Below are 13713 nucleotides of genomic sequence, written 5' to 3'. Positions count from 1 at the left end.
TTGCTATCCAAACAAGCTCACCTGTGTCAATCCATGATCCGCCTGACACTTGCGTTACAGGCGTGATAGGATACAATTGTTGATTCCATTGAGCAGCGCGATGGCGCTGGCTTTGATCGTATCGGTATCGGTCGAATGGGCGTAATACTGCTCGCCCTCATATTCCAATAGCACCGAAACCCGCCCCAGAGCCTCTTTTCCCTTTGAAACGCTGCTGATCTTATACTCTAGAAGATGAAAATCCATCTGCACCGCATTCTTGATGGCCGTGTACAGCGCATCGATGGGGCCATCTCCATAGGAATTCTCTTCTATCGTTTCTGAACCCTTTCGAATCCGGATCCACGCGGAGGGGAACTCATCGCTGGAGATAACCTTAAAATTTTTGAGTTCATATACAATGGACTCGTCCTTCTGTACATAGTGATTTCGCTGCAAAAGAAAATACAGATCGTGCAGATAAACCTGCTTTTTTTTCTGAATCAACAGCTTAAGCTTGGAGTCGATCTGCCGGAATTCTCCCTCATCATTGCAGTGATAGTCCAGAATATTTTCCAGAACATCGCGCAGCAACGCCGGGGTTGCATTTTCTGCGTTAATCACCACATCCTGCTTGTGGACGCCGTACTCCACCGGAGAAAATGCCTCATAGGCGCTGGCATTTTTTTGATGCATTCCCTGGGAATGGACAAAGGCGTTGGCGCCAATGATCGCTTTATTGACTTGCACGGATAAACCCGTTACATAGCTGACAAACTGGGACACCTTGGGGATGCTGTTCATCTTAATTCGCGTCTCCCCCTGATAGTACTCCTGATGATACCGAAGGGCCACAGCCACTTCCTCCAGCGCGGCCAGACCTGCTCTCTCCCCGATTCCGTTTACGGTACATTCCACTTTTCCAGCGCCGTTCTTCACAGCGCTGAGGGTATTGGCCACGGCGAGGCCCATGTCATTGTGGCAGTGTGTGCTCAAAAGGATAGCCGGATCGACGGTGTCCAGGCGCCGGCGAACCTTGGCAAAAAGGGCCCCATATACTTCCGGGACGGCAGCTCCGACAGTATCCGTCAGATTGATGACCGTGGCGCCTTCTCTCGCCGCGGCCTCCGCCATTTGCAGGACAAACTCCTCATCCGCTCTTCCCGCATCCTCAATGGTGTACTGCACCATCTCCGTGAGGGACTTGGCATAGGCCAGCGCCTCCATTCCCTGGAACAAAACCTGCTCCTTTGTCATTTTGAGTTTTTGTTCCATCTGCTGCGCCGACGCGCCGACCACCACGTGAAGCATTTTATGCCTTGCTCCCTCCAGGCTCTCGTAGGCTTTCTCCAGCTCTTCCCTCACCGGCTGCGCGTAGACCGTCAAAATCGGAGAGTCCTCCTGCTGTCCGATGGCTTCCACAATGGCTTTGATCTCGCTCACCGCTTTGTCAGACACCGCAGGATATCCAATCTCCATATAGTCCGCGCCCAATCCTTTTATTCTGCGCGCCAGTTCGATTTTGTCCTCCCTCGTCAGTCCAACGCCGGGAACCTGTAACCCGTCTCTGAGCGTCGTATCCCAAACATATATTGGATTCATATCGTTTTGTCTCCCTTCCAAATAGAAAAGGAGGGACGGTGCCCTCCCGGCCTTCTACCGCACTACCAGATTGATGATCCGTCCTGGCACGTAGATCTCTTTGACCACGGTTTTGCCCTGAAGGAATGATCCAATTTTCTCATCCGCCTTCGCCGCTGCGATGGCTTCCTCCTGGGCCGCATTTTTTGCAATCTTGACTGTTCCCTTCGCCTTACCATTGATCTGCACACCGATTTCAATGGTATCCTCTATGGTTTTATTCTCATCGTACCGAGGCCATTCCTGCTGATAAATCCGTCCTTCAAATCCGCAATTTTCCCACATCTCTTCCGTTATGTGGGGCGCAGCCGGATTCAACAAAATCAAAAAGTCTCGAAGCTCAGCTCTCGATACTTTACCAGCACTGTAAAAGTCGTTTAAGAGCGCCATTAGCGCAGCGATGGCCGTGTTAAACTTTAGAGTTTCGTCATCCTGGCTAACCTTCTTGATCGTTCGGTGCATGGCAATCTCTAGCTCTTTTGTATAGTCATCTTCCTCTGACACCATGTCCTGGAGCTTCCAAACTCGCTCCAAAAACCGCCGGCAGCCTTTCACGCCGTTCTGTGACCACGGGACCGCTTTCTCAAAGTCGCCAATGAACATCTCATACAGCCGCATGGTGTCCGCCCCGAACTCCTCCACAATGTCATCGGGGTTGACCACGTTTCCACGGGATTTGGACATCTTCTCATTGTTTTCCCCTAGAATCATTCCGTGGGATGTCCGTTTCTGGTATGGCTCCGGCGTGGAAACCACGCCAATGTCATACAGGAATTTATGCCAGAACCGGGAATACAGCAGATGCAGCGTCGTATGCTCCATGCCTCCGTTATACCAGTCCACCGGACTCCAATACTCTAGATTCTCTTTGCTGGCCAAGCATTCATCATTGTGCGGGTCCATGTAGCGCAAAAAATACCAGGACGATCCCGCCCATTGTGGCATCGTGTCCGTTTCCCGCTTAGCCGGTCCACCGCAGACAGGACATGTGGTGTTGACCCACTCCTCCATGCTGGCCAACGGCGATTCACCGTTGGGCCCCGGCTCATAACTGTCAACCTCCGGCAACATGAGCGGCAGCTCGCTCTCCGGCAGTGGGACCCACTTGCCACAGTGTTCGCAGTAGACCAGAGGAATCGGCTCCCCCCAATACCGCTGTCTGGAGAAAACCCAGTCCCGTAGCTTGTAGTTGACCTTTCTCTCCCCGAGTCCCTTCTCTTCCAGATAGGCGATGATGGCGTTCTTCGCCTCTTTCACCTGCATTCCATCTAAGAAGCCGGAATTGACCATGACGCCATTGGCAATATCCGTGAAGGCTTCCTTTTCCACCTCTCCTCCGGATACGACTTCTATAATGGGAAGGCCGAATTTCTTAGCGAATTCCCAGTCTCGCGTATCGTGGGCTGGAACCGCCATAATCGCGCCTGTGCCATAGCTCATCAGAACATAGTCGGAAATCCAGATGGGGATTGACTGCCCGTTGACCGGATTGATCGCCCGAATTCCTTTCAACTCAACTCCGGTCTTTTCTTTCGCAAGCTCCGTTCTCTCAAAATCAGATTTTGAATTGGCATACTCCCGATAGGCCACCACTTCATCATAATTCTCCAGCTGTTCTTTCCAGTCCTCAAGATATGGATGCTCAGGCGACATCACCATATAGGTGGCGCCGAACAACGTATCTGGACGGGTTGTGTATATGCGCAGCTTTTTATCACCCACCGTAAAATCAACCTCTGCCCCTTCGGAGCGGCCGATCCAATTTTTCTGTTGAATTTTGACTCTTTCAATGTAGTCCAAATCGTCCAAATCATCTATGAGGCGCTGCGCATACTCCGTAATTTTCAGCATCCACTGGGTTTTCATACGGCGTTCAACTTTCCCACCACAGCGCTCGCATACGCCGCCCACAACCTCTTCGTTGGCAAGGCCGACTTTACAGGATGTACACCAGTTGATGGCCATCTCTTTTTTATAGGCCAATCCTTTCTCAAAAAGCTTCAAAAAAATCCACTGTGTCCATTTATAGTACGATGGATCTGTGGTATTGATCTCCCGAGACCAATCGAAAGAAAGTCCCAGTGACTGGAGCTGTGCTTTAAATCTTGCGATATTGTTCTCTGTTACAATCTTGGGGTGGATCTTGTTTTTAATGGCATAGTTCTCCGTCGGCAGGCCAAATGCATCCCAACCAATGGGAAAGAGTACATTGTACCCCTGCATCCGGCGTTTGCGCGCGACGATGTCCAACGCCGTGTACGGCCTCGGGTGACCGACATGCAATCCCTGCCCTGATGGGTAGGGAAATTCAATCAGCGCATAAAACTTGGGCTGGGATTTGTCATCGGATGCGTGAAAAGCCCCCTCTTGCTCCCAGATCCCCTGCCATTTCCTTTCGATCGCCTTGTGATCATATGACTTCACTTTCCTTCACTCCTTTTCAGAATTTCCTGTAAGACAAAAAAACGCCCCCTCCACATAGAGGCGACGGCTCGCGGTACCACTCTACTCGAAAGTCCAGACGGTCTTTCATCTCTCACTGCTATAACGGGCAGGCCCGATGGGGACTACTGACCTTCCGGCGTTGACCTCCACAGCTCCAAGGCGAGTTCCAATACAAGTCGCTATTGCCTCGCACCCGCCGGCAACTCTCTGAAAACGAATCGTACCGTACTACTCCTTTTCTAAACTATTCTACGATTCTTTTATTTTATCAGAGGTCACGAAAAAAAGCAAGCTCCTTTTTGAGAACCGATAGAAAATTTTAAAATCCCCGCTATGGGGCTGCGTGCGCGACAACGGAAATTCACGACCAAAAATTGTTGAGCAACAATGCGTTTGTCAAACAATATGTTCTTCCACAAAAAGTTTTAAACTTTATCCTTAATTCTTCAAACCAATCGTTTGTGATAAGTTAATTTAAACTTAATGCGGAATCATTCCTTCAAATTTACCATTGATCAAGCAATAAATCCGTATCATTAATGGCAAATTTAGGATATAATCTTAACGAGGTGATCATATATGGAAGGACAGATAATCCGCGAGCGAATTACAGAATTAAGGATTTCAAAAGGAGTTTCTGAATATCAAATGAGTCTGGACCTGGGACAGAATCGTACATATATCCAAGGAATCTCATCTGGGAAAGCGCTTCCATCCATGGATTCATTTCTAAAAATCTGTGATTATTTTGAAATTACACCATCAGAGTTTTTCGAAATGGACACTAAAAATCCGCAACTTCTTCATCAAATTGTAGACGATTTAAAGAACTTATCCAATGATGATCTTTCTCATATACAATATATTATCAAACGCATGAAACAATAATTACAGGGATACCAGGATTTTAGGAGGAAATCTATGACAGAACCATCGGAAATTGGGATGCGGGTGAAGCAACTCCGAGTAAAAAAACATATGACGCAGAAAGCCTTGGCGGAAAGGTCCGGCGTTTCTTGGTCCTTTATTTCAAGGCTTGAGAACGGACAAAGTCATGCAAGCGTCTCCACCTTGGCAAAAATCGCAAGCGCTGTGGGGGAAGATCTCGGCCTACTGCTCAGTTCACCCGCCAGCGATATGCAGTCTGACTATCAGCTTCAGAGTGCGCTGCTCAAACTCCAATCGTTTCCGCCGGAGTACCAGACTTTTATGATTCAAGCCATCGATCATATGGATTCTCTATTGCGAGAACAACATCGGATCCAAAAGTGAATTTTTTCTCGCGGGTATCCCCCTCTGCGCTGCACAGAGGGGGATTTTTCTTTGGCGCCCTATAGCGCCTCTACCCGGAGGCCATCCATAATGTTTTCTTTTTTTATTTTTGCCATGGAATACATCATGGTGACGAATACAATAAGCAGAACACCTGCGATACAGATGCCGACATGGGCCCACGGAATCAACACTCCGATCCCCGTTATGCCGGAAGCGATGGACATCGCCATTAGGACACTGAGCAACAGCGCCGCCGGCAATCCGTACAGCAGTGCTTTGAGTCCGTAGAAAAGGCTCTCAAAATAGATCATGCGGTTAAAGCTTTTCGGCGTCATGCCCACCGAGCGCAGCATCGCAAATTCACGGCGCCGCAAATTCATGTTGGTGGAGATTGTATTGAAAATATTGGCCACCGAGATCAGCGTGATCAAGGCAATAAATCCATAGGAAAAAACCGAGATCATAATCAGTAGATTTCGATTGCTCTGGTCCACTTCATAGCGGTTATACAATTCGTCCGCCCTTCCCACCGGCAAATACTGATTGATCAAGTCCTGGACAGATGGGATCACGCTAGCTGGATTTTCCTCCACCGTATTAATATATAAGCGGGAACCGGTTGACTCCTCCGACGGAAACTGCTTCTGTAAATATGCATCGAATATAATGTCAGAGACTACCATGGCTATCCTCTGAGACGAGACACCTGTGGGCGCCGTTTCCGTTTTGGTTCCGATGGTGATCGATGCCTCGGCTGATGTGGACTCTCCTTCTATGCCGTCCTCCTGCAGGGTAACAGGTGAGGAGGGCAGGGTCGCAAGAAATTCGTACAGTCCAGGCGTTTCATTTTCAGGAAACAGGAGTTGTTCGTTCAGCAGAATCGCTTTCGGATTCTGTAGATCCTCATACTCCAGGGGATCCAGGCCAAGCTCCCCGGCAAACCGCTCAAATTCCGCATCACCCACGGAGACGACGGGGATGCTGATCTGAAGAAAATCAGGATTCTCCCCCTCCAATGGCCCAGAGTTCTGGAGATATTTTGTTGAAATGGAGGCCTTCGGGATTTCGGCAAATACGTACATATTTCGAACAAGTGACCAGCGATCGATACCTTGAATCTCTCCTAATTTTTCCGACATATTCCGAACCTGCTCCGTCTCCTTCGAGCTGGAAAGGTGCAAGCTCAATTTGTAATTATCGACAGAGTATACAACCTGCGTGGATGATTTCATATATTCTGTGAAGGTGGAGACGCCAATAAAGAGTACGATGCTGATGAATAGGGAAAAAATCGTAGTTCGGTATTTTTTTCGGCTCCGTTTTAAGTTTTTAAGCGCGAGCACGCCTTCCATCCCAAAGATCCGTCTGGACAATCGGGATGTCTGAACCTGTTTTCCCTTTATTGAGACATCCTTAACCTGCCGGATGGCTTCAATGGCTGACATTCGAGCCGCCCGGCGAGCCGGTATTACAGCGGAGATCAAAACGGTTGCAATGCCCAGCACCGCCGCGAGAACGACCGCCTGTACCGATACATGTAAATGGATGGCATCTACGTATTTCAATATTGACGACATGAAGGGCGCTAAAAGATGAAGTGTGACGGCAATCCCCGCGATCCCGGCTAAAATCCCGAGCGGAACGCCTATTCCACTGATCACAAGCCCTTCAAAGAGGACTGTCCGCAACACCTGTTTCTGTGTGGCGCCGACACTCTTTAGCATACCAAATTGCTTCGAGCGCTCGCTGACAGAAATGGCAAATGCATTGTAGATCAGAGAGATGGAGCCGATGATGATCAATGCGAATAAAATTGTGGCCATTCCATACAGCACAGAGTAAAATCCGTCTCTAGAATTCAGTCCCATATAGCGAAGCACATCGTCATTGGTCGTCAGCTTAAGAAAACCGAGATCCTGTTTTAATTCATCACAGGTGGAAAACAAGGTTCGCGTTGGATTTTTAAAGATTAGTCCTACATTCATCATGTCTTGCTCCTGTACAGTTCCCATATCCAGATAGCTGACAGCGGTGTAACCTGGCGACATGATATTCTCAGATCCTGGGCGTGCCATTATACCAACAATGGTATACGTCCGCTCCTGCTCCTGTGTCCAGACTTCCGGGTAATCCTTGTAGAAGCCATCCTCATTGGTCAGGCGCTCCCCGCTCCGCTCTCGCTGGCCTAGCGGTAGGGTAACCGTGTCTCCGACCTTCCACGCAACGCCTCCGTCGCTGATAAGGTGGTTTGAAATCAACAGTTCTTGATCATTTTCTGGCAGCCGGCCCTCCAAGATGCGGTAAGGATACCGCGCCAATGCCTGAGGGGTACACTCCTCCACATACAAGTAAGGTTTGTACTCATTTTGTCCATCTCTAAGGGGCGAGAACCCAACGGATCTCTTATAGAGCACTTCCTCCAGGTCAGAGCGCTCCTCTAAGCTCTCGGCGCGCCCATACTCCCCTTCCTTCAGCTCCGCCTCCCAATATCCGTACCGCTGCTGTGATTCTGTCAGCATGGTGTTGACAAAGCTTTCGCAGAGGGTGGCCACGGCTGTAATCATGGCGGCGGACAAAATGACGCCGATCACGGTCACAACGGTTCGTTTCTTGTTGCGGCGAAGGTTATAAAGGGTGATTTTGCTCATGACATTCATCGCTTTGTCACCTCGTCCCGAATGATATGTCCATCTTCTACAAAAATCATGCGCTCCGCCTGCAGTGCCATACTCTCATCATGCGTGATCATAATCAACGTCTGGTTAAACCGTTTGTTGGAATATTTTAATAGTTCAAGAATTTCTTCTCCATTCTTCCGATCCAGATTTCCAGTGGGTTCATCCGCCAAAATCAAGGCCGGGTTGTTGATCAAAGCTCTGCCGATGGAGGCTCTCTGCTGTTGTCCGCCGGAAAGCTGGTTTGGAAGATGTCCCTTCCGATCGTTTAAATTCAGAGTCCTCAGAATCTCATCCAGATGAGCACTGTCAACGGTGCGGCCATCCAGCAATAGGGGCAGCGTAATATTCTCTTCCACGTTCAAAACGGGAATCAGGTTATAAAACTGATAGATTAGCCCGATCTGACGCCGTCTGAAGATCGCCAGCTTCGTTTCATTGAGAGAATAAATATCCGTATTGTCGATCCAGACCCGACCGCTTGTGGGGCGATCGACACCACCTAGAATGTGAAGTAAGGTCGATTTTCCAGACCCAGAAGGTCCCACGATTGCGATAAACTCTCCCTTTTTCACTGAAAATGAGACGCCGTCCAGCGCCCTAACCTGCGTATCTCCTTTTCCATATACCTTTGATAAATGCTCAACCCGTAAGATCTCCATACTATCTCCCTTCCGTATCCTTTGATGCTTTCAGTATACAGACGCTACGTGACACGGACGTGACCTGGAATGTGACAATTCTGTCACTTAGCGGTAGAAACGGATTGTAAACTGAGTCCCTCTTCCCTCTTGACTCACGACCGCTATATCCCCCATCTGTTCACGGATGATGCTGTACGCCATGGCAAGCCCAATTCCTACGCTATTTTCATCCGCATTTTTCCCCTTATAAAAGCGCTTAAAAATATGGGGAAGATCGGCCTTCGCGATGCCCTCCCCTGTATCCTCAATCTGAATCTGGGTATAGAGATTCGTTTGCACGGCTCTGATTTTTAAGCCGCCCACTTTCGTATGTTCAATGCAATTTTTTATGATATTGGTCAGGGCCTCGATAGTCCAATGATCATCCGCCACAATCCACGCGTCGTCCTGTCCTAAAATTTCGAGAGACAGGCCTTTGTCCTCCATCATGACGAGCAAGGGCGCAACCGCCTTATGGATCAGGGGAAAGACCGTCAGAGGTTCCCGTTTTAGGGTGACGGCCCCCGCATCTAACTTGGCTAACTTTAAAAGAGAGGATACTAACCACTGCATCCTCTCCAGCTGCTCCCGAATCTGGAGCAAAAAAGTCTTGCCTGTGGCAGCGTCCATGGGCTGTTCGCACAATAGATCTGTCATCATGAGCATGGACGTCAACGGAGTTTTTAGCTGGTGGGAGATATCGGACATGGAGTCTGCAAGCTGTTGCTTTTCTTTTTCCAAAGTCTTAGCCTGTTCCTCCAACAGAACGGTGACCTTATAGATCTCGCTTCGCAGGATGCTAAGCTCCCCCTCTTCATAGTTCTGCACTGCAAGGCGGTACTGGCCCTGGCGAATATCCCGAAGGTAGTCTGCCAACTGCCGCAATTTCCCATAACGGTAGTAGGAAAACAGAAAAAAGAGGAGCAACAGAATAAAGCCAAGTCCCCCTACCGCGATGCCAGCTGCGGCGCTGACAAAAAAAGCCGCCGCGCCCGACGCCGCAGCGGTGATCAAGACAAGCAGCGCGAAAAAGCGGATCAGTTCCCGATTTCTGGCAATCCACATTGCTTCATCATTCCTTTCGGTTTCTCTCTATGATATAGCTTTATATCCCAACCCTCTCACAGTGAGGATGTGAGCGGGCTCTCCCGGATTCGCTTCAATTTTTTCTCGGAGCCGTTTGATGCAGACAGAGAGCGTATTGTCATTGACAAATTCGCCATCCACATCCCAGATGGCCTCTAAAAGCTGACTTCTTGTCAAAATCTGCCCCTTATTGTTGACAAGCGCCAGCAACAACCTGTATTCTGGCACCGTGAGCACCACTTCGCGACCGTTCTGAAAGACCTTTCCCTGTTCCGGAAAAATGGTGAGATCCCCCAACTCTAATACCGCCCCCCTGTGCTCATGCTGATGATACCGCCGCAACACGGTTTTGATTCTCGAGATCAGTTCACGGATGCGAAATGGCTTTGTGATATAATCATCCGCCCCCATATCCAATCCCATGACAACGTTAACCTCCTCGTCACAGGCTGTCAGAAAAATCACCGGTATATCGCTGGTTTCCCGTATTTTCCGGCAGATATCGTACCCATTTCCATCGGGCAAGGTAATATCCAAAATTGCAAGGGCAACGGTGGTATCGGTTAAAGCTTGCAAGGATTCCTCCACCGTTTTACAGTGGAGAACCGTGAAATTTTCCTGTGTCAACGAATAGATCAGCCCCATGGCGATGCTCTGATCGTCCTCTGTCAATAAGATTGTATCCATCCAACCTCTCCTCTACCGCAGTAAAAAGATGACCATCGGCATCACGTAAATGATTGCGGCGACGCCGATAAAGATAAGAATAAAGGCTACCCCCATAAATTTCTCCGCGAACTCACGGCGGACTGGCACTTTTTTCTTCCTGCGCGGCACCCTTTGATGTTCTGTGGGAACGACCGCCGTGGGCGAAACGAACTTTTTTAGTCGAAATCCAGCAAAGGCTACAAGCGACACCGCTGACAGGACGAGGCCTGCCCGGATTCCTCGGGGCCAATACAGAACGGATATCTGATTTTCCCCTTCTTGCAGCGGAATGGCTAGAAAGCCCCCCAGGGTGTCCATTGCCTCAACTTCAACCCCATTCACCGTTGCAGAGAAGCCTTTTTCATAGGGGATGGCGAGAAATAGGAAATCGCCCTCCGATGTGCCGCGCGCGGTTCCGGTGATCCGGTTCCCCTCGATTTCCAGCTGTGCTGTATTGGCGCTGGAGACCAGCGCTTCCAGGCTGCCGGTTTCAATGCCAAAAATGCCGAAAGACTCCGCCGAAACATCTTTCAAGACTTCCAGTTCCACTGTGACAATCTCTTGCTCAAAAGTTCCAAGCTCCAGAATCCCATTGGCGCTCTGCTTGGGGTATGCATCGATCCTTTTCTCCCCGTTCACATAGACGGATACGCTGGAATAGACCTTTTCTTTCAGCGCTGTGCTCACATTATCAAAGCAATCAAAATACAACGTCTCTTTCGCTCCAACCTGTATGGTATAGCGAATTGCGGATTCCATCGACTGGTTGATCCGCTGAAGAGAATGGCGGTTCTCGCCATACTCGTACTGGAGATTCTGGATGGACGTCCATTCGTACCGGTGCAGGGCAAGACTGTCCGGTCCAAACAAAATGTCCGCCAGAAATTGTTGGTTGAGGGCCCTGTCCTTTCCCGGCAATTCTGAAATCTCGGCCAGGTTGGAGGAGGAGACAATGCCGAGAGGGAAGACGCTGGGATTTTCGTAGATTATATAATTCGTGTTGGAATAGACGGTGTTCCAGTCTGGGTCTACTGCGGCATCTTTGGCAATCACATACCGATTGCTCCACAGGGCGTCCGTCAGAGTCGTCCCGCCATTGGAGGTAACCTCCATCCAGTATGAGGAGTATCCCAGTAACTTCGCTAAGGACATATAGCGCTCGCTCGTCAGGGATGTATAGTGATTCAGCGTATTGTAGCCAAGTCCCCCCAGCAGATTCGCATCAAAATATTTTTCTAGATATTTGACCCGGTAAAAGGTATCCTCTTCGAGACGGTCCGCTAAGTCGAGACGGATCTCATAGCTGTGCTCTTCATTGGCCGCCGACCCCATATACACACTGATTCCGACCCCGCTTTCCAGGCAGGTGGTGAGCAACAAAATCCACGTGAAAATGCGCTTTGTCACCCACCGTTCTTTATAAAAAAACGTACTGAGGAAATATACGCCGGCGGCGCTGGCGAATAAAAATAGCAATAGTTTATACGTATCCTCTGGAACCCACAATTTCTTCGTGTAGCGCGTCAGCGTGTCAAAGTCATGAGACGACAACATATAGATAACGCCGCCGTACAACCCCAACATGACCAGGAGGATCAAGATCGCCCAGCCTTTGCTTTTGGCTGCTGGTTGATCCAGATTGATGGACTGTATCAAAATCCCCCCAAGAAGTAGCCCAAGAAAGATTAGGATAAATCCAAACCGCAGCGGAAAGGCCTGATAACTTCCCGTATGCCACATTTTGTTGATGGGATTGACAAAGACCGGGAGAAACAGAAGGAAAAGCAGCACGCAGAGGTAGCGGTACGCGTTATCCCGGCGGTATTCTTTTTTTAGCAGATAGAGCACGGGTACGGTCAGGAATGCGGTCCCCAGCAGGACCGCCATTTTCGTCTCAATGTGGGTCAGGATCCCTCCTGACTGCAAACTGTCTACCAGATTGCCGCCTCTGGCCGACACTGTAAATTGGAAGATCGCCGGAAGCCACACCGCAGCCGACAGAAAAAGGGCCCAGATACTTCCCACCGCCAGCGCAAAAATCCGCTGGCGCTTCATCCCCCGATCTCCCGGAAAAAATGCAAAAATATACGTCCCGAAGCTCAGAATGATAAAGATCACCAACATATAGGTGATATAATAGTTGACGAACATAAACGCGGTCAACATCACTGTATACCAGCCGAACCGCCCCTTCATGACAAGATGGACGAGCGCTAGAATCATGAGCGGAAACAGATATAGGACGTCTAGCCAGATCATATTTTGATAGTACAGCAGCGCATAGCCACAGCAGCCGTACATCACTGACAAGGCGATATTTTGCCCCTTGGAAAGTCCTCTCAACAGCCTGCCCAGGCAGATCGAAGCCGTTACCCCGGCCAACATCATCTTCCACGCCACCATCAGATTGACGAAGACATACATCTGCTCTTTATCCACAACCGCGGTTAAAAACGTAAAGGGACTGGACAGAAAAAAGAAAAAGACGCCCCAGAAATTCATTCCACCTGCGTTTTCCATGTTTAAAAACATGTCCGCGTCCCCCAGCAGAACATCCCGAAATTGAATCAGAAGCGGTATGACCTGCTGGCGCATATCACACCAGGCTACGGACTTGTCTCCAAAGGGATACAGATCAAAGAGAAAATAGACAAGAAAAAGGAGCCCCAGTATAACAAGTGGGGCCAATATGTATTCCAATCTGATTGCGGGAGCTTTGCAGCTTTTTCTCTCAGCGTTACGGCCATCTTGTATCACATTCGAATCTCCTGTCACAATAGTATACAGCTCCTAGTATATGCCAAAAACATAAAAAACTTTTGAATAAACTATTACGTTTTTTTAAAGTTTTTGGAGTGATACACAAAAGGAAACTGCAAAACGCCGCCGAATGGACAAAGGGCGGTGCAAGCCGGGGTGTTGGTCTTTCCATCACAGTGGACGTCCATTTTGTTGTTGCACTCAGGACAGCGTACTTGGTATAATTTTGCCATGAAGACTCGTCTTCTTTCTGGAGGTACTTGGTTTTGTGGTGAAACTATTGTACCGGAAGGGCTGACGGGTCTTCAACTTTCATTTAGCTTTACAGTCCGTATACTAAGTGGTAGTGTCAAGTAATCTATGAAAAACTGAGCCGAAAAAAACAGGCTCAAATGAACCTTGAAAATTGCAGATATTGATTCCGAAAAGCTCTCCGAGGGCTCAGGGCGCTGCCCTGAGAA

The 13713-nt window shown here is 49.1% G+C and carries 9 protein-coding genes and 1 other annotated feature; of the genes, 2 read left to right on the top strand and 7 right to left on the bottom strand.

Going from position 1 to position 13713, the window contains the following annotated elements:
- Positions 1-54: 54 nt before the first annotated feature.
- Both H8730_RS12955 and leuS read right to left on the bottom strand, forming a co-directional pair.
- Positions 55-1581, bottom strand: coding sequence for an alpha-isopropylmalate synthase regulatory domain-containing protein (locus H8730_RS12955; RefSeq protein ID WP_249289904.1), 1527 nt, complete (start codon positions 1579-1581; stop codon positions 55-57).
- Positions 1582-1635: 54 nt separating this feature from the next.
- Positions 1636-4044 carry a leucine--tRNA ligase gene (leuS, locus tag H8730_RS12950; protein WP_249289903.1) on the bottom strand — a complete coding sequence of 803 codons (2409 nt, stop codon included), beginning with the start codon at positions 4042-4044 and terminating at the stop codon, positions 1636-1638.
- Positions 4045-4097: 53 nt separating this feature from the next.
- Positions 4098-4316 (bottom strand) — a binding site (T-box leader).
- A 328-nt stretch (positions 4317-4644) separates the two neighbouring features.
- On the opposite strand from leuS, the gene H8730_RS12945 reads away from it, so the two are divergent.
- Together H8730_RS12945 and H8730_RS12940 are read left to right on the top strand one after the other, a co-directional pair.
- Positions 4645-4953, top strand: a complete 309-nt coding sequence (locus H8730_RS12945; protein ID WP_249289902.1) for a helix-turn-helix domain-containing protein — start codon at positions 4645-4647, stop codon at positions 4951-4953.
- 33 nt (positions 4954-4986) lie between these two features.
- On the top strand, positions 4987-5337 hold the full coding sequence (locus tag H8730_RS12940; protein ID WP_249289901.1) for a helix-turn-helix domain-containing protein: 351 nt from the start codon (positions 4987-4989) through the stop codon (positions 5335-5337).
- A 59-nt stretch (positions 5338-5396) separates the two neighbouring features.
- Here H8730_RS12940 and H8730_RS12935 read toward each other — a convergent pair whose 3' ends face one another.
- From H8730_RS12935 to H8730_RS12915, 5 genes are all read right to left on the bottom strand, one after another.
- Positions 5397-7997 (bottom strand): ABC transporter permease, encoded by a 2601-nt coding sequence (locus H8730_RS12935; RefSeq protein ID WP_249289900.1) that lies wholly within the window; start codon positions 7995-7997, stop codon positions 5397-5399.
- A complete protein-coding gene (locus H8730_RS12930) occupies positions 7994-8677 on the bottom strand; it encodes an ABC transporter ATP-binding protein (protein ID WP_249289899.1) in 684 nt (227 codons plus the stop codon). Before H8730_RS12930 ends, H8730_RS12935 begins: the two co-directional genes overlap by 4 nt.
- A gap of 87 nt (positions 8678-8764) precedes the next feature.
- On the bottom strand, positions 8765-9763 hold the full coding sequence (locus tag H8730_RS12925) for a sensor histidine kinase (RefSeq protein ID WP_249289898.1): 999 nt from the start codon (positions 9761-9763) through the stop codon (positions 8765-8767).
- A gap of 27 nt (positions 9764-9790) precedes the next feature.
- On the bottom strand, positions 9791-10471 hold the full coding sequence (locus H8730_RS12920) for a response regulator transcription factor (RefSeq protein ID WP_249289897.1): 681 nt from the start codon (positions 10469-10471) through the stop codon (positions 9791-9793).
- Between the two features lie 12 nt (positions 10472-10483).
- Positions 10484-13249: a YfhO family protein gene (locus H8730_RS12915; protein WP_249289896.1), complete on the bottom strand. Its 2766-nt coding sequence runs from the start codon at positions 13247-13249 to the stop codon at positions 10484-10486.
- Between the last annotated feature and the right edge of the window lie 464 nt (positions 13250-13713).

Origin of the sequence: Bianquea renquensis, assembly GCF_014384895.1 — a bacterium.
GTDB lineage: Bacteria > Bacillota > Clostridia > Lachnospirales > Bianqueaceae > Bianquea > Bianquea renquensis.
Note: the sequence above shows the minus strand (reverse complement) of the source record. Positions and strands in the feature narration are given on the sequence as shown.

What these genes read in the sequence shown, in the direction of transcription:
- H8730_RS12955 (WP_249289904.1), bottom strand. Translation starts at nt 1,581, where the DNA reads ATGAATCCAATATATGTTTGGGATACGACGCTCAGAGACGGGTTACAG.
- H8730_RS12945 (WP_249289902.1), top strand. Translation starts at nt 4,645, where the DNA reads ATGGAAGGACAGATAATCCGCGAGCGAATTACAGAATTAAGGATTTCA.
- H8730_RS12940 (WP_249289901.1), top strand. Translation starts at nt 4,987, where the DNA reads ATGACAGAACCATCGGAAATTGGGATGCGGGTGAAGCAACTCCGAGTA.
- H8730_RS12935 (WP_249289900.1), bottom strand. Translation starts at nt 7,997, where the DNA reads ATGAATGTCATGAGCAAAATCACCCTTTATAACCTTCGCCGCAACAAG.
- H8730_RS12930 (WP_249289899.1), bottom strand. Translation starts at nt 8,677, where the DNA reads ATGGAGATCTTACGGGTTGAGCATTTATCAAAGGTATATGGAAAAGGA.
- H8730_RS12925 (WP_249289898.1), bottom strand. Translation starts at nt 9,763, where the DNA reads ATGTGGATTGCCAGAAATCGGGAACTGATCCGCTTTTTCGCGCTGCTT.
- H8730_RS12920 (WP_249289897.1), bottom strand. Translation starts at nt 10,471, where the DNA reads ATGGATACAATCTTATTGACAGAGGACGATCAGAGCATCGCCATGGGG.